The following is a 24,974-nucleotide window of genomic DNA, read 5'->3' as shown; positions in this document are numbered from 1 at the left end:
GAAGGTGGGGATTGTGGACAGAGCTTTTGTTTTGCGCTGCATCGCTCGGCTTTCGGTGCCTGGCATGGCATGATTTTCATCCTGCAGATCAGGTTGCAGGCAATCGAGTGGGTGAGGGCTGAGAGATGGTCACCAAGCTGGTGGTGTTGCTGTGATCAGGCCAATCCTGAAGATGGGTGATCCGCTTCTGCTTCGCATGGCGCAGCCGGTGGACGATTTGGACGATCCGGCTCTGAGATCGCTGTTCGCGGATATGTACGAGACGATGGCCGCGGCGAACGGCGTCGGCCTGGCAGCGCCGCAGATCGGGGTCGAGCTGCGCGTCATGGTCTTCGGTTTTGACGACAACCCGCGCTATCCGAACGAACGACCGGTGCCGAAGACCACGTTGATCAACCCGCAGGTCGACATCCTGACCGACGAGACCGAAGAGGGGTGGGAGGGATGCCTTTCGATCCCGGGCCTGCGAGGATCGGTGTCCCGCCCGACGCACATCCGCTACCGTGGCATTGGCGAGGACGGTCGCGACCTCGTCCGCGAGGCCCGAGGCTTTCACGCACGGGTCGTCCAGCACGAGTTCGATCACCTGAACGGCGTGCTGTATCCGCAGCGGATCGCCGACATGACAAAATTCGGGTTCACCGACGCGTTGTTCCCCAACAGCGGCCTGGCCGCGCTCGAAACGGATCGGTGATGAGATCGGGTTCGAAAGACGCCAATGAGGTAGTCAGTCGAGACCGGGTCGGTCTCGTTCGCTCGCTCGGACGGTGGGGGCTGACGGCGCTTACGATTAATTGCGTCGTCGGCGCCGGAATACTCGGACTGCCAGGCAAGGTCTATGCGCTTGCAGGCGCCTCGACCGGCTGGGTCGTAGCCGGTGCAGCCATCCTCGCGTTAGCGGCCGCGCTATGCCTTGCGGAGCTTGGCAGCCGCATGGACGGAAGCGGGGGCCCTGTCGAATATTGCACGGCGGCCTTCGGTCCGGTCGCGGGGTTCGCGGCAGGCTGGCTCTTGTGGGCGGCGACCGTTTTGGCTGCAGCGTCTCTGCTCAACCTCTTCGCTACCATGGTGGCACCTGACGCACACACCATGATAGTGGTCGGTACGGGACTGGGACTGACCGTCCTGACCTGTGCAGGCATGGGGCGCTCGGCAAACGCGAGCGGTGCGTTGACCGTCCTCAAGCTCGGTTTGCTGGCGGGGGTGGCCATCGCTGGCCTTACCGCATCAGCGGCTCCCGCTACCTTACCCTCTACAGCTGCACAGCCCGTAACGGCGCTGATCCTGATGTTCTTCGCATTCGTCGGGTTCGAACGACCAACCGCGGTCGCAGGTGAGGTGGTAGACGCGCGCCGCGCAGTTCCGTTCGCCCTGCTTGCCGGTATGGCGGTGGTCACTGCGCTGTATGCAGGCGTGATCGCCGCATGCTGGCGCGGCGTGCCGAGCCTCGCGCTGAGCGAGCGTCCCGTCGGAGATCTGCTCGCCCGCTTGTTCGGGAACGAGGTTGCGCGTGGCGCCGAGCTCGCGGCCGCGGTGATCGTGCTCGGTACGCTCGTCAGCCAATGGATCACGGCTCCGCGTCTTATGCTCGCGCTGTCAGAAAGCCGCCAATTGCCGGTGATATTTGGCCGCATCGCGTCAGGCAGGGGGACGCCGGACGTGGCCATCGTGACGACGGGCATCGTCGCCATTGTGCTGGCGCTCGGAGGCGATTTCGTCACGGGCATCGCAGCGTCAAGCGCATCGCGGTTGCTGATCTTCATGGGGTGCGCCGCAGCGCTGCTGCGTCTTCGTCGCCAACGGGGCGCTCCGGACGCGCGCTTTCACTTGCCGCTTGGAGCGGCAGTCGCCACCTGCGTGATCCTGGTGTGTGGGGTGCTGCTCGTTGTGGCATCGGCCGAGCTTGCGCGGCTGGGTGTTCTGATCGTCGTTGGAGGATTGCTTTGGCTGATATCGAACGGGAGCCGCTGGTTTCAGCGGGTGTAGTCGACACCGCGGGTCTATCAGTCGCGCCATCCGGCCCGGTACTAGGCGCGGAAATCTCCGGCCTGCGTATCGATGGATCAATCGATGCGCCAGTGACCGCAGCTCTTCGCGATCTGCTGCTGCGCCACAAGGTCCTGTTCTTTCGGGATCTCGATCTCACCCACGAGCAGCATCTGACGCTGGCCAGGGTGTGGGGTGACCTCGAAGGGCATCCGGTCATCAAGCATGTACCGGGATATCCCGAGATCCTCGACATTCGCGGTTCGGAGGGACGCGTCGAGGACAACGCCGGCAACCAACGCTTCCAGACGCTCGACAAGTGGCATGCGGACGTAACCTTCCGCGCCGCACCCTCGATGGGGGCCGTGTTGCGCGCCCGTGAAATCCCGGAGATTGGTGGAGATACGTTGTGGGCCGATGCCGCCGCTGTCTACGCTGGGCTTCCCGACGACGTGAAATCCCGGATCGCAGGGCGGACCGCGACGCATGACCTGCTGTTCGATTTCGGCGACCGGATCGCGCCCGAGCGGCGGGCGGCGTTCGCTCAAGAGTTTCCGCCACAGCACCATCCGATCGTCCGCGTGCACCCCGAGACGGGGGAGCAGGTCCTGTTCGTCAACGCGAGCTTCACCAGTCGGATCGACGGGATAGATGAGGCCGAGAGCGCAGAATTGCTCGGGTATCTGCTCGATCGGTTCAAGGTGCCCGAATATCAGGTTCGCTTCAGATGGTCGCCGAACGCGGTCGTCATCTGGGACAATCGAGCGACGCAGCATTATCCCGTCGCAGACTATTGGCCTGCGCGCCGCAAGATGGAACGCGTAACGATACGCGGTGACATTCCGGTCTAAACGCTTCTTCGCTTCCACCATCGATGTGCTGCAAAGCAGGGCGGGCGCCGCACAGGCTCACAATGACGCAACCGAGATTAGCCGTCTGATGATGGGGCGGGGTGGTCATCGCAGGTTCGGGTAGCCGAAGCGGATCGCCGTTTGTTGCAGCGCGTGGATCGGGGCCAGCGCGTCGAGGTTCGCGGTGATGATCCCCGCCAGCCCGAGGCTGGCACGAGCCTCCGCAAGGCGTGGGTCCGTCATGACCTGTTGCAAGGCAAGTCGCAGCGCTGCGATCGTCTCGACGCCCGTCGCAGCGGACGTCACGAACGGCAGCGTCGGAGAGGCCGGGCTACGGGCGACGATCTTGAGGGGGGCGGTCAAATCTGGTTCGTGACGCACCAGCGTCGCATAGGTGACGGTGTCGATCGCCGCGATATCCGCGTTCCCTGCGACGATCGCCGCAACGCTGCCGCGATGCGATCCGGTCTGCACAACGCGAGCGAAGAAGGCACTGGTCTCGGCTATCGGCGCTAACGTCGCGCGGAACAGGTTCATTCCTGTGTTCGACTGCGGATCGTTGATTGCGGCGCGGGTGTCGCGGTAGTCGACCAGCGACCTCCGTCCATCGTTCGCGCGCGCCACCAGTACGCTGGCATGTGTCGCGTCGCTACTCGTGAACCCCGGCATATCGTAGATCGGTAAGGCGATCACTTGCAGGGCAAGGCTATCGTCGGCGATCAGCGGATAGCCGCACGCCTGCCCGAACAGCAGGTTCGGGTCCCGCCAGAGATCATGGACGTGGCGCGCCCGGTCGAGGACGTCGGGCACGCCGTCGACCCCCCGTTTGCGCAGGATGCGGACGATCGCGGACCAGATCCGGTCGTTGGCGGGCTGCTGCGCCGGATGATCGTACATTCCGAGCGATGCGACCAAGCGGTTCATGCGGTATGTTGCCGGGCACCAGGATGGAGCATGTCGTCGTGCGATCGAAACGCGAAACGCCGGACGATCTCGCCATAGCCGCGATATACCGGCGCGCCTTGCGCCACGAACCGGTCACGGTGGCTGCTGTGATAGGACGGGAGGCGATACCAGGGGAGCCCCGGACGTTCGTGATGCGCGGCATGGAGATTGTTGTTGAGGTACAGAAGCGCGAACAGGCCGCCGCGCTCGACGATGGCGGCGCGTCCGGGACTCGTGAGGTCGGCGCGATGCTCGGCATAGGAGCGCAGCATCGTCAGCGCGGTGCCCGGATAGACGAATGCCAGCACATACTTGGCGAGGCTCAGTCCGACATGATCCAGCCACCACAAGATCGCAGCTACGCCGAACAGATGCGGCACCCAGTCCCGCGCGACAGCAACGGGGTTGCGAACGGCGCGGCGCGCCTCGCTGAATAGGAAACGTCCGATCGACAATGCCGGGCCGAAGATCATCTGGCCAACCAAGGTCGATTGTAGCGAGGCGATCAGGGCGTCGTGTCGGGATAGGTGGTAGCGCGATTCAGGATCGTGTCGGGGATCGGTGATCACCTCGGCACCGTGATGCGCAATATGGCTTCGGCGATACAGGCGATACGGCAGCCAGAGCGACAAGGGGGCAAATCCGATCGCGCTGTCGATCCGGCCAATCCCGGTCGGATGGCCATGGATCGTCTCGTGCTGCAGCGATCCCTGCCAGGCGACCAGCCATCCGCCAAGGACGATCAGTACGGGCAGCGGAACTTGCGTATGAACCGCGGTAAGCGCGATCCAGCCGGCGTAGATCAGCACCGCGACCGTGAGCGTGGGCCACTCGATGACGGGCATCCTCGCGAAGAGATTACGCATATCCAACTCCTTGGCTGATGCCAACATCCCCGAGACCGATGGGAATTGACAGCAAGCAAAGGTGCGCAGCTGAGATAGGTTTGCTTCGTCACGAAGATACGCGAGCGCGCCGACCCCAAACACGAAGTATGATCTCCGCAGGGCGCTCACATTGTCCGACGTTCGGCCGATCTCGCTTACCGGCCGGCGTCCAGCTAGGCGTCCCCGATCGCTTGGATAATGCGATAGGCGGCAATAACGTCACGCTCGACGACAGCCGAGGTGAAGCGTTCGATGATGGCGCGCAGGCGATTGGTCGGCGCCGTCGCAGCATTCAGGAGCGGGCCATCGATTAGGCGACTGCCCCATTCCACACCCAGGCGCTGCGCTTCGTCATCGGCGCCGACGACGATCGATGGGAAGGGCAAGCCGATTTTTGGCGCCGCGAAGTTACGGTGGTCCAAGCTCGTGCCTTCAGGGGCGACCAACAAGGCGCCGGCAACGTTCGCGGTATAGGCTTTCGGTGACAGTCGCGCCCACCATGCGGCGGCCGCGCAGGCGCTGCCCTGCGCCAGGAGCATGACGGCACGATCAGACGCCGATACGGCGGCATCGATCCGCGCCGCCAGCGCCGTTCGCTCAGAAGCGGTACGGCTGCGAACAGCGATATGCTGCGGATCGCCAAACCGGGGAAACTCCTGAAAACGCCCGAATATAGGGTCGGCCTTTTCGGGAACGAGCGCGATGAGCGTCAGCCGATGGCTATCTAGGACAGCAACAGACACAATCCGGTCTCCCTCTCCGTGAATGCGTAAGCTGCCTTCTTCCGGTCGACGACGCAACGCAGCTCCTCAGATACGCGCCAGACCGTTCTATCTCGGGCTTCGGTGGAAATCAGAGCGATCCGATTTCACGCGAAATACCGTCCCAGTCGCCAAGTCACTTAAGCGGCGCATCTTCCTTCTCATCAAATAAGGGAGCAAAAAAGCTTCCATTTCATTCAAGACCAAACATTGAACGCGAGCACGTTGCGCTGCCCCGTTCACATTGGATCCTCTGTCTCTCAGTGCGATGCGAAGTAGGTCGCAAGATCATAAATGTAGTCGCGGCCACGATACAGGGCATCAGACGAGATGCGCTCGTTCAGTCCATGCGTGCCGGCCGTCGCAGGATCGTTCCACAGCCCTGGAATGCCATAGGTCGGGATGTTGAGCTTGCTCAGGTATGTTGCATCCGTTGCCCCGGCCGACTGGGTCGGGATGACCGGGATGCCCGGAAAATGCTTGGCGCCGATCGCCGCGATTGGCTTCAGGATCGCGGGATCCAGTGGCGGTGTCACTGCGACCGGGCGTTCCTGGATCTTGCTACGGAGCACCTTGACCTGAGGGTCGGCGATGACTTGCTCGATGGCGGCCTTGGTCTGGTCCGCGGTTTCGCCCGGCGCGATCCGGCAGTTGATCGAGGCAGTGACGCGCTGGGGCAGGGCGTTGGCGGCATGCCCGCCTTCGATCAGGGTCGCCACGCAGGTCGTGCGAAGCAGAGGATTCAGGCTCACGTCCGACGACACCAGCGCCGCAGCCTTAGCGTCGTCAGGTTGCTTCGAAAGCTGGACCATCGCAGCCCCGATGGCATCCTTCCGTAGGGCACCGGCCTGCGCCAGATACGCCGTCGAGACGGGGTTGAGGTTCACCGGGAATTGCAGTGTGCTGACCTTGGTGAGAGCCGCAGCCAGGCGATAGATCGCGTTGTCGGGTTGCGGCTGCGAGCTGTGTCCGCCGCGGTTGGTGACCTCCAGGATGAAGTTGCGCGGTGATTTCTGCGACACCTGGACGCCGAGCGTTTCTGGACCGCCGCCGGGTGCCGTCCGCCCACCGCCGCCTTCGTTGAACGCAAAGCCGGCCTTGACCAGTTCCGGCCGGTTGTCGACCAGCCAGCCGGCACCGTTGAGCACGCGTTCGTTCGATCCTTCTTCGCCGCAGGTCAGCGCGAGCTTCACGGTACGGCGTGGCTTGAACCCGGACTTCTTCCAGCGGATCAGCGTGTCCGAGAAGATCGCAGCCTGTGCCTTGTCGTCGCTGCTTCCGCGGGCGTAGAAATAGCCATCCTCCTCGATCAGCGTGAAGGGATCGCGGACCCAGTCCTCGCGCTTGGCTTCGACGACGTCGATATGCGCAAGCAACAGCAGCGCCGGCTCCTTGGCGCTCGATCCTGCGTAGGTCGCCACGAGGCCGCCGTCGCGTGGGCGCCCTTCCGGCACGTAGAGCGTGAGATCGCGGTCGGCGAAGCCAGCCGTGCGCAGCCGGGCCGCAACCTGCTGCGCGGCCTTGGTGCAGTCGCCGACCGACGAGGTCGTGTTGGTCTCGACCAGTTCCTTGTAAAGGCTGCGGAAGGCAGTTCGATCGGGCCGGTTTGCGGCGTCTTGAGCGGTCGCAGCGAGCGGAAGGATCAGGGCGACGGTCGCCATCAGGGCAGGCGCAATATGCTTCATGCTATGTCTTCCTGGTCGATGAGGTTTAACAAGGGCCGAGAACGATGACGTGGTCGACCCGGCAGGGGATCGTCAGAAACTCTTGCGGGCGTTGATACCGATCGTCCGGGGTCGGGAACTGACATAATAGTCCGGTACGCCGGTCGCCGAGGCAACCCGGTTCAGGCCGTATTTGTTGAAGACGTTGTTCGCGAACAGCGAAACGGCAAGTCCGTTCTGCGCATCGACGCCGATCCGCGCGTTGAAGATGCTGAAGTTGCCGATCTCGCGATAGAACGCATTGGTCTCTCGCAATTCGGTGTTCATCCGCCCGGTATAGGTCCAGTCGAACCGTATCAGCCCCGTCAGCCTATCCGTCAGGGGCGGGGAGTACTCGACACCAGCCGACGCCGTCGTCTTCGGGATATAGGCCAGCGTATCGCCGCTGCGGCCGGGAGCATTGATGAACCCGGTGGAATCGATCTGGTCCGAGGTCAGCTTGGCATCGTTGTAGTTGACGCTGCCATTGATGCTGAGGTGGCGGACCGGGCGAACGCTTGCTTCGACTTCGACACCCTCGACCCGGACGCCGGCGAGATTGTAGATGAAGTTGAAATTGCCACCGCCCTGCTGGAGCGTCGATACCGAGGTCTGTACCTCGTCCTAGTCGGTCCGATAGATCGCGACGTTGAGCGTTGCCTTCCGATCGAACCACGACGTCTTCGCGCCGAGCTCGTAATTCCACAGCGAGTCCGGACGGTAGACGAGATATTGCGCCGGCAGATTGGGAATGTTGTTGGCGCCGCCGGGACGAAACCCCTGTGCGGCGTTGGCATAGATCAGCGAATCACGCGTGATACGGAGTTCAGCGTTGAACTTTTTCACCCAGCCCTTGGCGTTGGCCTTGGTTTCCTCATAGGGGCGCGGTTCTTGGCCGTTGGTGAAATTGTAGCCGAGATACTCGCCGCCGACGGTCTTGGTATAATCGAAGTGGCGCAGGCCGACCGTCAGGGTCAGCGGCGACAGCAACCGGTAGCCGACCTCGCCGAAGAACGCGGTCTGCTTGACGCTGGTCAGGATGTTGCGACCGCCCAGATTGTCGACCGGATCGCGCTGCCCGCCGCTGACCGGGTCGCCGGCAAAGGGCAGGGTGTCTACGCGGTCGAAGCGATCCTCGTGGAACACGCCGACGGTATAGCTGAGTGGGCCATTCCCGTTCGAGCCGAGCCGTGCTTCCTGGATGAAATTCCGGACATAGCGCGGCTGATAGGCACCGAACGGCGCCTTCGACCGGGCATAGGCCTGATACGCGGTACGTTGTGCAGGGGTACAGGTCGTCGTCGGAATGCCCAGGGCGACGCGGGTATAGAGCGGGCACCACCGTGCGCCCGAAACTACGCTGGCGAACGCGGCATTGTTGTCGTTGGTGCTCTCCACGTTCCAGCGATACCAGGACGCGCTGGTCGTCAGGGTCGCGAAGCCGAGATTGAACCGCCCGACGCCGTTGTAGAGTTGCAGCTTGTCATGCCACGGCTGGAATATCTGGAAGTCCGCGCGGAACGGTCCGAGGACCGAATTATACTGCGCGGTGCCGTCAATGTTCTGGGTCTGCAGCAGCGCGGTCGCGGTGATTGAAACGTCGTCATTCGGCGTGAAGCCCAGCATGACGCGACCGCCTTCGAGCGTAGCGCGGTTGGTGTTCTTCCGGTCGAGCAGTGTGTAGTCGACATAGCCGCCCTGCCGCTCGCGGTAGCCGACGACGCGCAGCGCGAGCTTGTCCGCGATGATCGGGACGTTGAGCGCACCCTTCACGAAATAGCCGATGCCGCCGTTCCGCGTGGTGGTCGCCTGCAGTTCCGCGGTACCTTCGTATTTGCTCGCATCGGGCTGGTTGAACAACACGCGCAGAGTGCCGCCCATCGATCCGGATCCGTAGAGCGTACCTTGCGGACCGCGCAGGACCTCGACCCGCTCGACATCGAAGAGATTGAGGTTCGGCGTGTTTCCCGCGGGGTCCGAATTCGTCCCGGAAGGACCGGTCAGCGGCGTCTCGCCGTAATACAGTCCGACGGTGCTTTCGCCGGCCGCCTGAACGCCGCGGATCGAAACGCGCGTGCGTCCTGAATCGCTCTCCGTCAGCTGCAGTCCCGGGACTTGCCGAATGATGTCGGCGATGGTCGTCGCGCCAAGCTTGGCCAACTGGCCTTCCCCCAGCGCCGAGATGGCGATTGGCGTTGTCTGTACCGTCGATTGGCGACGGAGCGCCGTGACGACGATGTCGCCGGAAGCATCCGCACTTTCGGCAGGCGCGGGGGCTGATGGCACGTCCACGGGCACGGTTTGTGCCAGCAAGGGGCAGGGCAGAGCTACGGTCGTTAGAATTAAAAAGCCGGATCGCACGGATACTAGCATTCTGCCCCCATTTGTCGTTTCAGCGTGTCCTCTTCAGGCTCACGCTCCGGGAGAATGGACTCAAATCCTAGGTGCCAATGGGATATGGAATTGGAGCTGGCGAAGATAATCCATGTTGCACAAACCTGTCCGATCGAGGCCTCGTTCGAGCTGACGACGCGGCGTGGGATACACACGCCAGAAACAGTGTTCTCCATTCGTTCGTTTTGCGATATTCCGCTCGACCATGGTCGTCGAGCCCAGCCGCAAGATCATTCACGTCGATATGGACGCCTTCTTTGCCTCCGTGGAGCAGCGGGACAATCCGGCGCTCCGAGGCCAGCCGGTTGCGGTCGGTCACGCGGGGGCTCGTGGCGTCGTCGCGGCCGCCAGCTACGAGGCGCGCGAATACGGGGTGAAGTCGGCCTTGCCTTCGGTGACGGCACAACGTCGTTGTCCGAACCTGATATTCGTGCCGCCACGCTTCGAGGTTTACCAGCAGGTGTCTCGACAAATTCACGCGGTATTCTCGCGCTACACGACGGTGATCCAGCCGTTATCGCTGGACGAGGCTTATCTCGATGTCACCGACAACAAGGTGGGCTTGCCGACGGCGTGGCTCACCGCGAAAGCCATCCGTGCGGACATATTCCGCGAGACCGGACTGACGGCGTCCGCGGGAATTTCGTACAACAAGTTCCTCGCCAAGATCGCGTCCGATCACCGAAAGCCGAACGGTCAGTTTGCGGTCACTCCGGACATGGGGCCGGCCTGGGTCGAAACGTTGCCGGTCGCCCGGTTTCACGGCGTCGGTCCTGTCACCGCGGCTAAGATGAAGCGGCTGGGTATCGAGACGGGAGCCGATCTTCGCGCACAGTCGCTAGACTTCCTGCGGCGGCATTTCGGCAGTTCTGCCGAATGGTATTACGGCATCGCTCGTGCGCGGGACACGCGTTCCGTCAATCCGAACCGGGTCCGCAAGTCGTCCGGTTCGGAAACGACGTTCGACCGCGATCTGACGGACGAGAGCGAGATTGAAACCGGGGTGCTGCGGATGGCGGACGATGTCTGGAACTGGTGCGAACGGCGCCGAGCGTTCGGTCGGACGGTCACCGTGAAAATCAAATATGCCGATTTTCAGCAGATCACGCGAAGCCGCAGCCAACCGACGGTCGTGACCGTCCACGACCAGTTGCGTCAGGCGGCGATCGATCTCGTGCGTTCGGTCTTTCCCTTGGCCAAGGGCATCAGGCTGGTCGGCGTAACGGTGTCGAACTTTGCGGAGGCGACGGCGGCAGAGTTGGAGCAATTGCCGATCTTCGCAGCGCCCGCAGCGGCATAATGCTCGATCTTTTCGATATGCCGGTACTACCTGGGCTTCGTGCATGTCCCGACTTCCTCGATCGGGACGAGGAACAGGCACTGATCGTGCGGATCGACGCGACCGATCCGACCCCGTTCAAGTTCCAGGGCTGGACCGGCAAGCGCCTCACCACGTCATTCGGCTGGAGTTACGATTTCGAGGTGGGACGTCCGGTGGCTGCCGAACCGCTTCCCGATTGGCTGCTTCCGATCAGGGACCGCGCGGCACGTTTTGCCCAGCTGGACCCGACCCTTCTCGTTCAGGCACTGCTGATCCGGTATGATCCTGGCGCAGGCATCGGCTGGCACCGTGATCGACCGGTATATGAGGATGTCATCGGCATATCGCTCGGCGAGTCTGCGACGATGCGCTTCAGACGCCGGTGTAAAGGTGGCTTCGAGCGGGCTACTGCCCCGCTCGATCCCCGCGCCGCTTACCAATTAAGCGGAGCTGCTCGCCACGAATGGGAACACAGTATTGTCGAGATGGACCGACCTCGGTGGTCGATTACATTCCGCAGTCTGTCTATGATCGGGCGAAAGAATTTGGCTGGAGAACCCATATCCCGCTCTTAGAGCGTAACATGCCGTTCCGCAGAGATCTGATTAACGAATGTCCGAAACCGGACGGCGGAGAGTTACCCGCGAATGTCCACAACTGGGTCAGATCCGCGAGTCCAAGCCGGCTAGCAACTCAATGCAGTCGAAAGGCGGCAAGGGGCTCACAGGACGGGACGAGCTTTATCTCAGGAAGATGCGAAAGATCGCTTCTTCGCGGTATTCCGCCCTCCGCCGTTAGATCGGTAACATGATCGATCGCACGGCGTCGAGGATCGAACTCGGCTCGGTCCTTTGCATCCAGTCCGGTGCGACATCCGCCCATTCGACGATGCCGGTCCTGCCGATCAGTAGAACGGTTGGAAACGGCAGTTCCCACGTGCCCGTTCCGGTGACCGTCCCTAGCGGCGTCGCGGCGGCCTGGCGCGTTGCCGCATTCGCCTCGAAGACGATCCCCAACCGGTGCGCGAGTGCATTGTCGCGGTCGCTGGCGATCGTGAAATCGAACGCGTGACGCCGCTGGATCTCCGACAGCAGCGACGGGATCTGCGGGCTTACCGCAACGAGCGGTACGCCCAGATCGCGCAGGCTCGGCCAGAGCGCGCGCTGATAGACCGGCAGCGCGGTATTGCAGGCGGGGCACCCGGCGAACCGGAAGAAGATGAGCACGGCCGGTCCGTCGGCAATCACCGCATCGCGGCGTACGATCGTGCCGTCGATCCCGTCGAGCGCAAAATCGGGCATCGTGTCGCCCGCTCTTACTGCACTGCTTGGGTCGAAGCTTTCCACGAGATCGAAACGCTGGCCCGTGTTGAGCGCGAGCTGTGCCGGTGTCCAGCTGCGGTCGCGCTCGGCTTGTAGCGCGGCCAAGGCGGCGCGGACGGATTCGGTCATGATCGGTCTCCTTGTCGATGAAAGCTGTTGGCTGGATGCGCGAGCCCGAGATGGCCGCGCAGCGTGGACGAGGCGTAATCCCGGCGGAAAACCCCTTGCGCCTGCAGCAGCGGCACGACGTGGCGCAGCATCCGGTCGACGCCGGCCGGCATGAACGCAGGCATGACGACGAACCCGTCGCAGGCCTCCTCGATCAACCAGTGTTCCATCTGGTCGGCGACGGTGCGCGGGCTGCCGATCATCTTGGCGAAGGACAGGCTGGAGCCGTACCAGCGACCGAGGTCCGCAAACGTCCAGCCTTCCTCAATCGCCTTGCCGATGACGTAGTGGAAGCGGCCCTTGCTGCCCCGGATAAAGTCGCGGATGTCGGGGACGGGATCGTCGATCGCGTGACCGGCGAGGTCGTAGTTCATGCTGCCGGACATGAAGCTGAGCCCCGCCAGCGGTTCGACCAGCGCGTCGAGTTCGCCGAGCAGGTCGGCGGCGGCATCGTCGCTGTCGGCGATGATCGGCACCATGCCAGGCAGGATCTTCACCGCGTCCGGCGACCGTCCGGCGGCGGCGACATCGTCCTTGAAGCGGCGATAGCCGGCCTTGGCACGATCGATGTCGGGATAGACCGCGAAAACCACCTCGGCGTTGCGCGTCGCGAGATCCTGAAATGCGCCGGATGCGCCGGCTTGGATCAGCACCGGGTGACCCTGCGGCGGACGCGGCAGCGACAGGGGGCCCTTCACGTCGAACCACTTGCCCGCATGATCGGCATAATGGACCTTCGCCGGATCGCCATAGATGCCGGCACCCTTGTCGGGGGCGATCGCATCCTCTTCCCACGTATCCCAAAGGCGGCGGACGACGTCGAGATATTCGCTGGCGCGCGCGTAGCGGGTTGCGTGGTCGTAATGCTCGGCGCGGCCGAAATTATGCGCCTCGGCGTCGCTGACCGAGGTGACCGCGTTCCACGCCGCGCGGCCACTGCTGAGATGGTCGATCGACGCGAACATCCGGGCGACGTGGTATGGCTCGGTATAGCTGGTCGAGATCGTCCCGCCGAGACCGATCCGCTCGGTCGTGACCGCAAGCGCCGATAGCAGCGTAAGCGGCTCCGTCCCGCGCGACGCGCGGTAGCGGACCGTCGTTGCGAAGTGGCTGCCGTAGAGATCGTCCACTGCCAGCTTGTCGGCGACGAACAGCATGTCGAGCTTGGCGGCTTCGGCCTGTGCGGCGAGGCGGCGGTAGAAACCGAAGCTCTGATCCGCGCCGCTCGCCTGCGGATGACGCCAGCCGCCGTGGTGAATGCCATCCGCGGTCACGAACAGCGCTAGGTGCATCTGGCGGCTCACAGTGACACGCCGACGCGCGCGTAATAGGATCCGCCGCTGAGCCCGAACGGGGCGAACCCGCCATAGGCGCCGCTGCCATCGACCGCGATCAGGCCGTTACGATCGGGATAGGTGTCGAACAGGTTGTTGGCACCGACCGCCAGCGTGACCCTGTCGGTCAGGTCATAGCCGATGTCGAGATCAGCGACCCATTTGCCGCCGAACGTCCTGTCGCCGGTCGCGACGTTGCTCGACTCGGTGTAGCGGCCGTATCGCGTCGCGCGGGCCAGCGCATGGACGCGGCCGAGCGACCAGTCGTTAGTCAGTACCAGCTTGGTACGCGGCAGCGCGGCGACCAGATCGCGTTGCGCCTGACGGCCGAACAGCACGACGTTCAGCGAACTGAGTGCTGCCGGATTGTCGGCGATGCTGAGGATCTTGGTCTTGTTGTAGCTATAGGCAGCGCTCAGCCGGAACGCGCCGAGGCCGCTCGTGCGCAAGGTGTATTCCGCGACCGCGTCGATGCCACGCGTGCGCGTGTCGATCGCGTTGGTAAAGAACTGCGCGCTGTCGACGCCGGTCACACCATTGGCGATCAGGATGTCGCGGATCGCGGTGCCGCCGTTCGACGCCGTGCCGAGGAACTCGGTCTTGACGATGCGGTCGTCGACACGGATCTGATACGCGTCGAGCGTGAGGTGGAGGGCACCGGCTTCGTAGGTTATGCCCGCGGTGTAGTTGAGCGACTTTTCCGGCTTCAGCGGTTGAGCACCCAGCGCCATCGCCGCGGCGCTGTTCACCGGCAGGAACTTGGCGATCGTCGAGACAGGCGTGTTGCCGATCACCGTCGTGGTGTTCTGCGTGGTCGAAAATCCGGTCTGCGCGAGCGACGGCGCGCGGAAGCCGGTGTTGACGCCGCCGCGGATGGCAAGGCCGGGCGCAAGCTCGTACCGCGTCGAGACCTTGCCGCTGACCGTGTTGCCAGCGCTGTCGTCGTAATGCTCGAACCGGCCGGCGACGCCGATGAACCACGCATCGGTGACGTTGGTTGCCAGGTCGACATAGCCGGCCAAATTGTTGCGGCTGAGAGAGGCGGCGTCGGCGGGCGAGGTGCCGGTGAACGAGACGAGCCCCGGCGACGGATAGCGACCGCCATAGAGTTGCCCGAACGGCGTGTCGTCGACCGGGATCTCGTAGCCACCGTTGCGATAGCTGTCGGGTTCTCCCGCACGCGACTGGAAGCGTTCCCAGCGATGTTCCGCGCCGACCGAGATCGACAGCGGCTTGGCGAGGCCGACCTCGACGTCGCGGCTGAGGTCGAGATTGTTGACCCACAGATCCTGAATCTGGGTGCCCATGTAGAAGTTCGTCGGGCTGGTCGGCCCGATCGAAGGGTTCAACGTGTTCTCGGCACCCAGCCACACGTGATCCTGGCCGAAGCTGGAACTCAGGTCCCATGCCCAGCCTGCCAGATCACCCTTGAGGCCGCCGGTGACTTGGAAATCGGTTTCCTTAATCCGCCGATACGCCTGGAAACCGGTCGGGTAGAGCTGTGGCAAGACCGACACGCCGTTTGTGTTCGCTTGCCCGCCATAGCCGGTGGAGGAAGGGATATACGCGCCGCGCGCGTCGCGAATGTCGCGGTAGCTGAGCGTCGAGAAGCTGTAGAGCCGCAGTGTATCACCGACCGGTAGCTCGGCGTTGTACGAGCCGTTGATCATCTTGTCGCGGTTCGAGCGACCGTATCCGCCGGCATAGACATGGTCGAGCGTCGCCTCGCGCGGGTCCGGCTGGCCGTTCACCAGCGGCAGGATCCGCGGGACGGCATCGGCCGAGGAGTCCGCACGATCATGGTATTTGGCTTCGACCGCGGCGCGGAAGAACCCGCCCTCACCGAGTTGCGTGCCGTAGCTGAGATCGGTCTGAAGGAGCGGAGCGCCCTTCGAATATTGCTGGCCGCCGGTGATCGAGAAGCGTCCGCCTTTGGGGGCATCGTCGAGGATAATGTTGATGACTCCCGACACCGCATCCGAGCCGTATTACGCGGCCGCGCCGTCGCGGAGCACCTCGATGCGGCCCACGGCGTTGGTCGGGATCAGGTCGATATCGACCGGGGTCGAACCGCCCGAAATGCGCGAGAGGTTGTTGATCAGCGATGTGGTGTGACGACGTTTGCCGTTGACCAGCACAAGCAGGTAATCGCCTGAGAGACCGCGGATCGCGATCGGCTTGACGCTCGCGGAGGTCCCGCCGCCACCGAGCGCAGGCATCGTCAGCGAAGGCACGATGTTGCCAAGGATTTCCTTCAACCCGGTGCGCCCGGTCGCCTGCAACTCGCGACGGCTGATGACGTCGATCGGCACCGGGCTGTCGGCGACGGTCCGCGCCTGTCCGCCACGAACGCCGGTGACGATGATGGTGTCGTCGGTGCCACCGCCCGTAGCCGGTTCGGTCAAAGTCGTTCCGAGAGATGGCGGCGCGTCTTGCGCGAAGGCGGGCGAGGCGAAGGTCGCGAGGGCGACACCGGCGAGCAAGCGGGAGGTCGATGTCATGTTGATGTCCGTGGGCTAGGCGCGCGTCTCCGATCCTGCCGAAGCGGGGGCGCGCGAAGTAAAAAGACGAAGATTGGGCGGCCCCGGGCCGCGGGCGGGTCAGGCCCGCATTCGAAGCTTAGCGTGCAAGGGGTGCCCCTTGGTCGAGCGGGAGATACGCGTCGTCGAGCGGTCTATCGCCCGTCAGCGCGCCTGCCTTGCGGAACTGAGCGACGACATCGCGTTCCTCGGCCTTCACCGTGTCGTCGAGCGGTACCCGCGCCATTGGCAGATGCCTGGCATGGAACAGTGCGATCTTGAGCGGCAGACCGGTCTCCTTGGCGAGCACCTCGGCATAGTCTTCTGGATGCGCACGGGCCCAATCGAGTGCGTGGGACTCACGTTGCAGGTAATCGGTCAGGATCGCCTTCTTCGCAGTTGCCGCGCTCGCGTTCGCCGCGTCGAAACCATAACCGCTGAGATAGTCCGCGCCGTCGGCGACGACGCGCGCCCCTTCGGCGAGCGCGGTCCCGCTATACGGCGACCAGATCGACCAGGCATCGATCGAGCCGGTATCGAACGCCGCCTTGGCATCGCCCGGCGCGAGGAAGATCAGGCGGACGTCGGCGGGCTTGAGACCCTTCGCATCGAGCGCACGCAGCAGGAGGTAGTGGCCGACCGAGCCGCGCGTCGTTGCGATCCGCTTGCCGCGAAGACCACCCGCATCGTCGATCCGCGACCGCGCTGGCACGAGGATCGCGAGGCTTTCGCGCGGTCGCGACGTTGCGGACTGCACCGCCACCGCCTTGATCGGGCTGCCGCTCTGGTAGGCGAACTGGAACGGAGCGTCGCCGACCATCCCGACATCGACCGCACCCGCGCCGATCGCTTCCAGCAACGTTTGCGCGGCGGGGAATTCGGACCATTCGACGCGGTAGGGCGCACCGTCGAGCGCGCCCGACGCGAGCATCAGCGCCTTTGTGCCGCCGCGCTGGCTGCCGACGTGCAGCACGTCGCCGCTCGCCCCGCCGCGTCCCAGCCACGCATACAGGCCTGCCGCGAGCACGACGGCCAGCAGCAACGGCCACCAGCGCTTCAGGCCTTCCGCTGGAGGGGGCGGCGTCGCTGCCGCCCCCTCGTCATCCGTCCAGTCCGGCATCAGCCCACCGCCCGCTTCGGTTCGAGATCGCGTTCTGCATCGCGCGCGGCGATCAACTCGTGGACAACCGGCAGCAGGTCACGTCCGTAATCGATCGCGTCCTGCAACGGCTCGAACCCGCGGATCAGGAAATGGTCGATGCCGAGGTCATAGTAATCGAGCATCGCGTCGGCGACCTGTTCGGGCGTGCCGACCAGTCCGGTCGAATTGCCCTGCGCGCCGCCGAGTGCCGCAACACCCGTCCACAGCCGCTTGTCGACGCGGTAGCCTTGGTTGGCGGTGTCGAGGAGCCGCTGCGAGCCGGCGTTCGGTGGTGCGTGGCCGCTGGTTGCCGCACCGGCCGAGACGCGGAGGTCGCGGACCTTCTCGACGATCTCGTCGGCTTTCTTCCACGCAGCTTCTTCCGTGTCCGCAATTATCGGGCGCAGCGACAGCGAGAAACCGGGGTTGCGGCCATAGCGCGCTGCGGCATGGCGGATAGTGCCGACCGCCTCGCGCACCTGCGCCTGTGTCTCGCCCCACAGTGCGTAGACATCGGCATGGCGCCCGGCGACGTCGATCGCAGCGGGTGACGATCCGCCGAAGAACACGGGTAGATTGGTCGGCTTGATCTGGCTGAACGCCTGGCGGACGTTGTAGAAACGGCCGTCGTGATCGAACGGCGTGGCCGACGACCATTCCTGCTTCAGGATTTCTAGATATTCGGCGGTGCGTGCGTAACGATCGTCTTTGACCGAATGATCGCCGTCGCGCGCCATCTCGCTGTCCGCGCCACCGGTGATGATGTGGACCGCGACCCGTCCGCCCGAGAGCTGGTCGAGCGTCGCCAACTGGCGTGCGGCGAGCGTCGGCTGTGTAAAGCCGGGGCGGTGCGCGATCAGGAAACCGAGCTTGGTCGTGATCGCGGCGGCGTGCGCGGCGACGATCTGGCTTTCCGGGCTGTCGGAGCCGAACGGGATCAGCACGCGGTCGAAGCCACCCTTTTCCTGCGCGATCGCGGCGGCCTCGACATAAGCCTTGTCGAGCCCGCGCGCCTTGCCGACGCCGTGGATTTCGGACGCGTCGTTGAAACCGATATAGCCGATGAACTTGACGGGCATGACGTGTCTCCAGTGTTAGATGACGTAGAAGCCGTGCGTGCCGTCGCGCGCGAGCTGGTCGACCAAGCCGTATTCCCAGTCTAGATAGGCTTGCATTGCGGCGGCGGCGTTGTCGGTGCCTTCGTAGGGGCGCTTGTAGCGGTGCGTGGGGTCGCCCGGTGGGATCGTCGGGCCGGGGCCGGTTTCGAGGGGGGTGTCGAAACCGCCGTCGAGGACGAACACGTCCCACCCCATTTGCGCGAGCCACGACGCGGTCATGTCGGCTCGCGGCCCGATGTCGTCGGCGAGGACGATGCGCGCGCCGCGGACGGGCGCGGCGATGTCGGTTTCCTGCACGAGTTGGCCGCCGGGATAGGAGCGGAAGCCTGCGATGTGGCCAGCGGCGTATTCGTCCGGACGGCGTACATCGAAGCGGTAGAGCGTGCGTCTGGTATCGCGTTCGAGCACAGCTAGCTCGGCAGGCGTCAGGCGTTTTACCCCGGCGCGGTATGCGACGGCGCGGGCGGTGGCGGCGGTTTCGTCGCTCTTTCGTATTTCTGGCGCAGGACGGTCGCTACCATGCGCGAGCGACTGGCCGGCGAGCGTCCAGCCGATCGTGCCGTTGCGCAGCGCGACGACACGGTTGGGGATTCCGGCGTTGATCAGCGACTGCGTGCCGATGATGCTACGCGTTCGGCCGGCGCAGTTGACGATGATCGTCGTGTCGGGATCGGGCACCGCCTCGGCCACGCGCAACACGAGTTCGGCGCCCGGCACACTGGTCGAGCCGGGAATGTTCATCGTCGCATATTCCTCGAACCGGCGCGCATCGAGGATTGCGATGTCGGCCTTTTCCTCGATCAGCGCGGCGACGTCCTCGGCAGCGAGCCACGGCGTGTGGCGGCGCGCCTCGACCAGTTCGCCGAATGCCTTCGAGTAGGAGTTCACGTCCTCGAACACTTCGAAGCCCGCCGAGCGCCAGCCTTTGAGTCCGCCTTCGAGCGTCTCGATGTTTGTATAGCCAAGAGCGGCCAGCGCTGCGGCGGCGGTCGGCACATAGCCTTCGCCGTCATCGTACAGCACGATCGGTACGTCCTTGCGCGGGAGGCGGATCATCGCTTCCAGATCGATCCGATTGAAGGCGAGATTGGCGGCGAACAGCGGGTGCCCGGTCGCGAACGCGGCCTCGTGACGGACGTCGAGCAGCGCGATTTCGTGCCCGAGCAGCAGCGCGGTGCGGATCTCGGTTGGGGTGGTCATGCGGTGGCTCCCGAACGGTCCCAGAGGTTCGGCAGCACGGCGTTGGCATAGCCCGACACGAACCGCTTTGGCGTGCCCGCCGCGTCATAGGTGGCGCGTTCGACCGCGCCGATGTTGCTGCCGTAGAGGTGGATGCTGATCGACACCCGGTCGTCGAACGCGTTCGATACGCGGTGGATATCGCCGACCGACGGCGAGACGGCCTCGACTTCGCCGGCTTCGAGCCGCTCGATTGCGCCGACCGCGTGCAAGCCACCATCCGGGTAGCGCGCGAACCGTTCGGACAGTTCGGCGCCGCGCAGCACGCCGACCAGACCCCAGACGCGGTGGTCGTGGATCGGCGTGGCCTGTCCCGGTCCCCAGACGAAGCTGACGACCGAGAAGCGTTCGCGGCTGTCGCAATGGAGGAGGTATTGCGAGTAACGATCCGGCTTTGGCGCTGCGTACGCGTCCGGCAGCCAGTCGTCGTGAGCGACCAGACTACCCAGCGCCGTGCTGCCTTCCTTCAGCAGCGAGCGTTCGTCGCGGGTGCGGTCGAGCAGCGTGCCGATGCCGGTGACGAAGTCGCGCAAGCGGTCGAGGCGTAGGCGGTTTTGTACGAGGCTCGCCATCATTCGGCCTTCACGAAGGGCAGGGGCTCGTCGCGTTCGACGCCTAGCGATCCCAGCAACCGCTCGCGCAATGCCGTCGCGATTCCGGTACGCTGACCGCGCGGGACCGAGATGCGTTCCTCGACGACTATCCGCCCGGCATCGAGCACCAGTACCCGGTCGGCCAGCGCGATCGCCTCGTCGACGTCGTGCGTCACCAGCAACACGGCGGGCTTGTGCGCGCGCCACAGCGCCATCACGAGGCCGTGCATCTTGACGCGGGTCAGCGCGTCGAGTGCTGCGAACGGCTCGTCGAGCAGCAGCAGTTTCGGTTCGCGGACCAGCGCGCGGGCGAGCGCCACACGCTGCGCTTCGCCGCCCGACAGCGTCAGCGGCCAGACGTCGAGACGATGACCGAGACCGACCTCGCGCAACGCCGCTTCCGCCCGGTCGCGCACGTCCGGTCCCTTTAGTCCGAGCCCGACGTTGCGCCACACGCGCTTCCACGGCAGCAACCGCGCATCCTGGAACACGACGGCGCGAGAGGTCGGGATTGTCACGTCCTGCGCATCGGCGGCATCGAGTCCCGCGAGCGTCCGTAGGAGCGTGGTCTTGCCCGATCCCGAACGGCCGAGCAGCGCGACGAACTCGCCTTGGGCTATATCAAGATGGAGATTGTCGAGGACGGTGTTGGTACCGAAGCTGCGCGAGAACCGCGTAAGCTTGACGACGGGGCGGACGGGCTGCGGCATTGGGATGATGTGCGAGATAATCATGGGTCAGGCCTCCACGAGCTTGGGGCGCCACGCGAGCGCACGGTCTTCGATCAGGCGCACGGACTGGTCGGCGAGCAGGCCGAGCCCGGCATAGACAAGGAGGCAGACGACGATGATGTCGGTCCGCATAAAATCGCGCGCGTTGTTGATCAGGAAGCCGAGACCCGCCGACGCGTTGATCTGTTCGGCGACGACCAGGATCAGCACCGCGACCGAAAAGGCGTAGCGTAGGCCAACGAGCAGTTGCGGCAGCGCGGCGGGCAGGACGATGTCGGTGACGATCTGCGCGTGCGACAGGCCGAAGCTGCGCCCCGCGTCGATCAGCCGGACGTCGACGCCGCGGATGCCATTGTAGAGATTGAGATAGACCGGAAACAGCGTCGCGAACGCGATCAGCGCGATTTTGGGCATCTCGCCGATCCCGAACCAGACGATGAAAAGTGGCGACAGCGCGAGCGCGGGCAATGTCCGCAGCATTTGCACGGGAGAGTCGACCGCCGCCTCGCCCTCGCGGGTGAGGCCGGCGACCAGGGCGAGGACGATGCCGAGGCTCACGCCGATCACGAGGCCCGCCGCTGCGCGACCGAGCGATACGGCGAGGTTGGCGGGCAATTCACCCGAAACGACCATGCCCCACAGCGTCCCGAGCACCTGCGAAGGCGCCGCCAGCGTGCGGGTTGGGATCAGGCCGCTCCGGGACGCCGCCTCCCAGGCCAGCATGAGCGCTATCGGCGATACCCAGCGGCTACGCTGGAGCCTGCTCTGCCATGATCGGCTGGTGGATCGTTGGGACGTCTTCGCCATGGACAGCCTTTCGGACGCTCGTTTTCCAGAGCGCCTTCAATGCGTCTTCAATTCCTATCGGTTCAATAGAGAATAGCTTGCGAGCCTTATGAGTGATGCAAATACGAGCGAAAAACCGCATCAATCTCAGCAGGTTAGCTAACCGGGAAAGAAAGACTTTGCGGAAGTGAAGAGCGTCAATCTCCGCTGTCGGATGCGACGATCGAGCGAAGGACGACGTTGTGGAGCCGGTCGAGTACTGGATGTCGTGTGTCGTTGATGTGCAGGACATAGCCGACGCGGGGCAGGGCGGGGAGCCCGTCGTGGATCTCCGGATCGAGCCCCATCAAGGCATCGGTCCGACAGGTTATACCGATGCCGCCGGTTACTGCCGCGCGTAGGGCGGACAGGCTCGGCGTCTCCAGGACGATCCGGTAGGGCCTGCCCGCCGCCTCCAGCGCGGCGATCGCGGCATCGCGGAATCGGCATGGCTTCTGGAGCACCGCCAAGGGCAGGATCGCGGCGGAGGTCAGGCGTGGATTACCGAGCCAGTGCATGTCGGCGGTGGCGACGGCGGCCTTGTCGATGTCCTCGCCGATGCACAGGACGATATCGAGACGGTCGGCGGCAAGCAGATCGAGCAGTTCGGCCGATCCCGCGACGCGAACGTCGAGCGAGGCGTCGGGGTTACTGGACGCGAATACGGATAAGACGCCGGACAACAACGTCTCCGCGAAATCCTGGACGAAGCCGATCCGCGCGGGGCCGGCCAGGCTGCCGTCGCCGAGTGCTGCCAGCGCACGGTCGTTGACCGCAAGCAGCTCGCGCGCGTGCGGCAGGAACCGTTCGCCCTGCACCGACAGGACGAGCCTGCGTCCCTCCCGCCGGAACAGCGCGACCTGGAGCAGTTCCTCAAGGCGTTTCATCTGCAGGCTGAGCGCGGACTGGCTGACGAACACGCGGTCCGCGGCACGGAGCATGGAGCCGGCATCGACGATCGCGACGAAGCTGCGCACGACGTCGGTAGGAATGTTGACGGCCATAATCGGTCCTAGAAGCTAGGCGCTGATGCGTAGCAGCTAATCTGTATGGGTCCGATGAGAAACGAAGCCTCTCGCCTCCGGAAGGCGACATCATGAGCAGGAATCGAGGCTTGAAGCGGTCCGATCGCGGAGATTAACGAACGGCCGAAGCTGGGAGATGGCAAAGCAGGCCCGAACGTCTGCTTGTGGGTCTTCAAGCCAAGGTAGCATCAGAACGCCTACCTACAGTCGGCCTTGCTCGGAAATTTCAGCGATGCGATCACGAACAGTCYGAAGGCATTCATCCGCTCGAATACCAATCAAAAGCTCATTGCATTGATCAGCAATATAAACGGCGTTCTGGGCGGCTTGCTCGATCAAGGCCAGCTGCTGCGGAAGGCATTCATCCGCTCGAATACCAATCAAAAGCTCATTGCATTGATCAGCAATATAAACGGCGTTCTGGGCGGCTTGCTCGATCAAGGCCAGCTGCTGCAAACGGGCTTTCACTTCTGGCATATTTTTACCTCCGTCATCTCAGCAGATTTCGCGATGCCYTCTRGCGAACTCGATGTTCGCCGCCTCGTTTGAGATCKGTTTTCCAGCCATATTCGGGTYTCTTCCCGAAACTCMGCGGGAACCCGCGTGGCGGCATGATCAGCCATGTCGCGAAGTGTTCTCGCTTTCAGAACATCCTTCATCCGCGCGTCGGCTTCCAGCATCACGGCGTGGATCCCGCATACGCCGGACGTCGCCCAGGCAGGGGGCGTTTGACCGTACAAGGGGCATGCATGCCTAACATTGCGGCAGTCGAAGAGCGCTTTTTGGCCGTCGACTGCGAYCACGACGTCATAAAACGATATTTCTTCAGCCGATCGGGCGAGGCGAATGCCGCCCCGCATACCCTCGGTCGCGACGACTATCCCCGCCTTGTTAAGCTTRGTCGTCACGCCTGCCATGAACTTCACTGGCAGTGCGCGCAGCGTAGCCAGATCCTTTGAACTTGGCGCCGCTGCGTCGTCAGGCAAGTCAATGATGTAGAGCAGGGTATGRAGTGCATACTCGACTATGGAGTGCATACTCGACTTGATACTGAATTGCTAAGCACATTCTTACAATACCTACGTAGTCGAACTTTAAACCTTACTGGCAGATGAAAAGCCGCATCTTCAGCCGATCGGGCGAGGCGAATGCCGCCCCGCATACCCTCGGTCGCGACGACTATCCCCGCCTTGTTAAGCTTRGTCGTCACGCCTGCCATGAACTTCACTGGCAGTGCGCGCAGCGTAGCCAGATCCTTTGAACTTGGCGCCGCTGCGTCGTCAGGCAAGTCAATGATGTAGAGCAGGGTATGAAGTGCATACTCGACTGCCGTACTGATATGGCTCACGTGAAACTCCGACCCGGCGGGTAGTAGTTAAACCAATCGCTCGCTCACGGCAAACGCCGAGTTTCTCACGCTACCGAGCACCTGAGCGTTCACCTCCGCCCACGCTTTGACGCGAGCGGCAAAGGGTCTCACCGCGGTCGATTGCCAACAGCATCAAACCCCAGCATCTTTGTGCGTTTTCGATCGTCTTTTAGTTGTGCTAGATAGGGGGGGTAACAACCGGTAGCAGTCACGTGCCAAGCATACGAAGTAAGCCGATCTCGCAAACCTTGAGAAAATTAACTTAAATTATTCGAAAGGCGCTGAATGCCCGTCGCTCATTGTGTCGCAAACCTTGAGAAAATTAACTTAAATTATTCGAAAGGCGCTGAATGCCCGTCGCTCATTGTGTATCCAGCATGGCAGGGATCATTCTAGATTTTGATCACGGGTTCTGTCGACTGGTTCAGCGCAGGCCTGATCGGTTAATTGGTATATCGTACAAAGCTATTACCGCTCCTGCTGATCTCTCCAGAAGCAGTAAAATGCTTACGGGGCTGATAGATAAGGCCGCTCCAACCCATCTGCGCAAAGCATATGTACGTCCCGATGGCAGCCTTATAAAAGCGGATCTGTTGGTATCCAAGTTCGGCGACGAAGGACGTTTGATAACGACATTGTCTTGGATTGACGGGAGGCAGGAACCGTCACCGTCACGGCTTTGGAAAGCAGCCCTTCGGGTCAAGCATGTTTATGACGCGCGGCCATGTTTATGACGCGCGGC

General features: G+C 63.5%; 23 protein-coding genes and 1 pseudogene. 5 read left to right on the top strand and 19 right to left on the bottom strand.

Annotation, left to right across the window (positions count from 1 at the left end; translation table 11 throughout):
- Positions 1 to 151 precede the first annotated feature (151 nt).
- From def to ASE69_RS09105, 3 genes are read left to right on the top strand one after another with little or no spacing between them, the layout of a single operon-like run.
- Entirely contained in the window at positions 152 to 694 is a 543-nt protein-coding gene (gene def, locus ASE69_RS09115; protein ID WP_082453017.1) for a peptide deformylase, read from the top strand.
- Positions 694 to 1,986, top strand: a complete 1,293-nt coding sequence (locus tag ASE69_RS09110) for an APC family permease (protein ID WP_056485428.1) — start codon at positions 694 to 696, stop codon at positions 1,984 to 1,986. Before def ends, ASE69_RS09110 begins: the two co-directional genes overlap by 1 nt.
- Positions 1,944 to 2,837: a TauD/TfdA dioxygenase family protein gene (locus ASE69_RS09105; RefSeq protein WP_056485426.1), complete on the top strand. Its 894-nt coding sequence runs from the start codon at positions 1,944 to 1,946 to the stop codon at positions 2,835 to 2,837. The genes ASE69_RS09110 and ASE69_RS09105 overlap by 43 nt, the downstream gene beginning before the upstream one ends.
- Positions 2,838 to 2,942: 105 nt before the next feature.
- Here the strand turns inward: ASE69_RS09105 and ASE69_RS09100 are convergent, their stop codons facing one another.
- From ASE69_RS09100 to ASE69_RS09075, 5 genes and pseudogenes are all read right to left on the bottom strand, one after another.
- Positions 2,943 to 3,761: a phosphate/phosphite/phosphonate ABC transporter substrate-binding protein gene (locus ASE69_RS09100; protein WP_056485424.1), complete on the bottom strand. Its 819-nt coding sequence runs from the start codon at positions 3,759 to 3,761 to the stop codon at positions 2,943 to 2,945.
- Complete coding sequence (locus tag ASE69_RS09095; RefSeq protein WP_056485468.1) at positions 3,758 to 4,648, bottom strand: fatty acid desaturase; 891 nt, start codon at positions 4,646 to 4,648, stop codon at positions 3,758 to 3,760. The genes ASE69_RS09100 and ASE69_RS09095 overlap by 4 nt, the downstream gene beginning before the upstream one ends.
- Positions 4,649 to 4,842: 194 nt before the next feature.
- Positions 4,843 to 5,412 (bottom strand): alpha/beta hydrolase, encoded by a 570-nt coding sequence (locus ASE69_RS21315; protein WP_162236866.1) that lies wholly within the window; start codon positions 5,410 to 5,412, stop codon positions 4,843 to 4,845.
- 278 nt (positions 5,413 to 5,690) lie between these two features.
- Complete coding sequence (locus tag ASE69_RS09085; protein WP_056485420.1) at positions 5,691 to 7,115, bottom strand: M20/M25/M40 family metallo-hydrolase; 1,425 nt, start codon at positions 7,113 to 7,115, stop codon at positions 5,691 to 5,693.
- A gap of 72 nt (positions 7,116 to 7,187) precedes the next feature.
- A pseudogene (locus ASE69_RS09075) lies at positions 7,188 to 9,419 on the bottom strand (TonB-dependent receptor).
- Positions 9,420 to 9,732: 313 nt separating this feature from the next.
- Here ASE69_RS09075 and dinB point away from each other — a divergent pair.
- Both dinB and ASE69_RS09065 read left to right on the top strand, forming a co-directional pair.
- Positions 9,733 to 10,827, top strand: a complete 1,095-nt coding sequence (gene dinB, locus ASE69_RS09070) for a DNA polymerase IV (RefSeq protein ID WP_056485414.1) — start codon at positions 9,733 to 9,735, stop codon at positions 10,825 to 10,827.
- Positions 10,827 to 11,423, top strand: coding sequence for an alpha-ketoglutarate-dependent dioxygenase AlkB (locus ASE69_RS09065; protein WP_056485412.1), 597 nt, complete (start codon positions 10,827 to 10,829; stop codon positions 11,421 to 11,423). Before dinB ends, ASE69_RS09065 begins: the two co-directional genes overlap by 1 nt.
- Positions 11,424 to 11,642: 219 nt before the next feature.
- Here the strand turns inward: ASE69_RS09065 and ASE69_RS09060 are convergent, their stop codons facing one another.
- The 14 genes from ASE69_RS09060 to ASE69_RS23430 form a co-directional block, all read right to left on the bottom strand.
- Complete coding sequence (locus ASE69_RS09060; protein WP_056485410.1) at positions 11,643 to 12,299, bottom strand: peroxiredoxin-like family protein; 657 nt, start codon at positions 12,297 to 12,299, stop codon at positions 11,643 to 11,645.
- Positions 12,296 to 13,642, bottom strand: coding sequence for an LLM class flavin-dependent oxidoreductase (locus ASE69_RS09055; protein WP_235518364.1), 1,347 nt, complete (start codon positions 13,640 to 13,642; stop codon positions 12,296 to 12,298). The genes ASE69_RS09060 and ASE69_RS09055 overlap by 4 nt, the downstream gene beginning before the upstream one ends.
- On the bottom strand, positions 13,639 to 15,645 hold the full coding sequence (locus ASE69_RS09050; RefSeq protein WP_235518361.1) for a TonB-dependent receptor plug domain-containing protein: 2,007 nt from the start codon (positions 15,643 to 15,645) through the stop codon (positions 13,639 to 13,641). The genes ASE69_RS09055 and ASE69_RS09050 overlap by 4 nt, the downstream gene beginning before the upstream one ends.
- A 15-nt stretch (positions 15,646 to 15,660) precedes the next feature.
- Complete coding sequence (locus ASE69_RS22920; protein ID WP_235518357.1) at positions 15,661 to 16,173, bottom strand: TonB-dependent receptor plug domain-containing protein; 513 nt, start codon at positions 16,171 to 16,173, stop codon at positions 15,661 to 15,663.
- Positions 16,174 to 16,291: 118 nt separating this feature from the next.
- Positions 16,292 to 17,311, bottom strand: a complete 1,020-nt coding sequence (locus ASE69_RS09045; RefSeq protein ID WP_082453014.1) for an ABC transporter substrate-binding protein — start codon at positions 17,309 to 17,311, stop codon at positions 16,292 to 16,294.
- On the bottom strand, positions 17,311 to 18,411 hold the full coding sequence (locus ASE69_RS09040; RefSeq protein WP_056485406.1) for an LLM class flavin-dependent oxidoreductase: 1,101 nt from the start codon (positions 18,409 to 18,411) through the stop codon (positions 17,311 to 17,313). Before ASE69_RS09040 ends, ASE69_RS09045 begins: the two co-directional genes overlap by 1 nt.
- A gap of 15 nt (positions 18,412 to 18,426) precedes the next feature.
- The gene (locus tag ASE69_RS09035) at positions 18,427 to 19,650 is read right to left on the bottom strand and encodes a rhodanese-like domain-containing protein (protein ID WP_056485404.1); all 1,224 of its coding nucleotides are present in this window, start codon (positions 19,648 to 19,650) and stop codon (positions 18,427 to 18,429) included.
- Complete coding sequence (locus tag ASE69_RS09030) at positions 19,647 to 20,261, bottom strand: cysteine dioxygenase (RefSeq protein WP_156362257.1); 615 nt, start codon at positions 20,259 to 20,261, stop codon at positions 19,647 to 19,649. The genes ASE69_RS09035 and ASE69_RS09030 overlap by 4 nt, the downstream gene beginning before the upstream one ends.
- On the bottom strand, positions 20,261 to 21,016 hold the full coding sequence (locus ASE69_RS09025; RefSeq protein WP_056485399.1) for an ABC transporter ATP-binding protein: 756 nt from the start codon (positions 21,014 to 21,016) through the stop codon (positions 20,261 to 20,263). Before ASE69_RS09025 ends, ASE69_RS09030 begins: the two co-directional genes overlap by 1 nt.
- A 3-nt stretch (positions 21,017 to 21,019) precedes the next feature.
- Positions 21,020 to 21,820 (bottom strand): ABC transporter permease, encoded by an 801-nt coding sequence (locus ASE69_RS09020; protein WP_056485397.1) that lies wholly within the window; start codon positions 21,818 to 21,820, stop codon positions 21,020 to 21,022.
- A gap of 176 nt (positions 21,821 to 21,996) precedes the next feature.
- On the bottom strand, positions 21,997 to 22,842 hold the full coding sequence (locus ASE69_RS09015) for a LysR substrate-binding domain-containing protein (RefSeq protein WP_056485395.1): 846 nt from the start codon (positions 22,840 to 22,842) through the stop codon (positions 21,997 to 21,999).
- A 222-nt stretch (positions 22,843 to 23,064) separates the two neighbouring features.
- Positions 23,065 to 23,340 (bottom strand): hypothetical protein, encoded by a 276-nt coding sequence (locus tag ASE69_RS21310; RefSeq protein ID WP_082453013.1) that lies wholly within the window; start codon positions 23,338 to 23,340, stop codon positions 23,065 to 23,067.
- Complete coding sequence (locus ASE69_RS23435; RefSeq protein ID WP_082453012.1) at positions 23,328 to 23,900, bottom strand: RrF2 family transcriptional regulator; 573 nt, start codon at positions 23,898 to 23,900, stop codon at positions 23,328 to 23,330. The genes ASE69_RS21310 and ASE69_RS23435 overlap by 13 nt, the downstream gene beginning before the upstream one ends.
- Positions 23,888 to 24,211 carry an Rrf2 family transcriptional regulator gene (locus ASE69_RS23430; protein WP_082453011.1) on the bottom strand — a complete coding sequence of 108 codons (324 nt, stop codon included), beginning with the start codon at positions 24,209 to 24,211 and terminating at the stop codon, positions 23,888 to 23,890. Before ASE69_RS23430 ends, ASE69_RS23435 begins: the two co-directional genes overlap by 13 nt.
- Positions 24,212 to 24,974: the final 763 nt, after the last annotated feature.

This window comes from Sphingomonas sp. Leaf208 (genome assembly GCF_001421415.1).
In the GTDB taxonomy this organism is placed as follows: domain Bacteria; phylum Pseudomonadota; class Alphaproteobacteria; order Sphingomonadales; family Sphingomonadaceae; genus Sphingomonas.
This window is presented reverse-complemented; position numbering and strand designations above follow the sequence as displayed.

What these genes read in the sequence shown, in the direction of transcription:
- ASE69_RS09110 (WP_056485428.1), top strand. Translation starts at nt 694, where the DNA reads ATGAGATCGGGTTCGAAAGACGCCAATGAGGTAGTCAGTCGAGACCGG.
- ASE69_RS09100 (WP_056485424.1), bottom strand. Translation starts at nt 3,761, where the DNA reads ATGAACCGCTTGGTCGCATCGCTCGGAATGTACGATCATCCGGCGCAG.
- ASE69_RS09095 (WP_056485468.1), bottom strand. Translation starts at nt 4,648, where the DNA reads ATGCGTAATCTCTTCGCGAGGATGCCCGTCATCGAGTGGCCCACGCTC.
- ASE69_RS09085 (WP_056485420.1), bottom strand. Translation starts at nt 7,115, where the DNA reads ATGAAGCATATTGCGCCTGCCCTGATGGCGACCGTCGCCCTGATCCTT.
- dinB (WP_056485414.1), top strand. Translation starts at nt 9,733, where the DNA reads ATGGTCGTCGAGCCCAGCCGCAAGATCATTCACGTCGATATGGACGCC.
- ASE69_RS09065 (WP_056485412.1), top strand. Translation starts at nt 10,827, where the DNA reads ATGCTCGATCTTTTCGATATGCCGGTACTACCTGGGCTTCGTGCATGT.
- ASE69_RS09060 (WP_056485410.1), bottom strand. Translation starts at nt 12,299, where the DNA reads ATGACCGAATCCGTCCGCGCCGCCTTGGCCGCGCTACAAGCCGAGCGC.
- ASE69_RS22920 (WP_235518357.1), bottom strand. Translation starts at nt 16,173, where the DNA reads ATGACATCGACCTCCCGCTTGCTCGCCGGTGTCGCCCTCGCGACCTTC.
- ASE69_RS09045 (WP_082453014.1), bottom strand. Translation starts at nt 17,311, where the DNA reads ATGCCGGACTGGACGGATGACGAGGGGGCGGCAGCGACGCCGCCCCCT.
- ASE69_RS09040 (WP_056485406.1), bottom strand. Translation starts at nt 18,411, where the DNA reads ATGCCCGTCAAGTTCATCGGCTATATCGGTTTCAACGACGCGTCCGAA.
- ASE69_RS09035 (WP_056485404.1), bottom strand. Translation starts at nt 19,650, where the DNA reads ATGACCACCCCAACCGAGATCCGCACCGCGCTGCTGCTCGGGCACGAA.
- ASE69_RS09030 (WP_156362257.1), bottom strand. Translation starts at nt 20,261, where the DNA reads ATGGCGAGCCTCGTACAAAACCGCCTACGCCTCGACCGCTTGCGCGAC.
- ASE69_RS09025 (WP_056485399.1), bottom strand. Translation starts at nt 21,016, where the DNA reads ATGATTATCTCGCACATCATCCCAATGCCGCAGCCCGTCCGCCCCGTC.
- ASE69_RS09020 (WP_056485397.1), bottom strand. Translation starts at nt 21,820, where the DNA reads ATGGCGAAGACGTCCCAACGATCCACCAGCCGATCATGGCAGAGCAGG.
- ASE69_RS09015 (WP_056485395.1), bottom strand. Translation starts at nt 22,842, where the DNA reads ATGGCCGTCAACATTCCTACCGACGTCGTGCGCAGCTTCGTCGCGATC.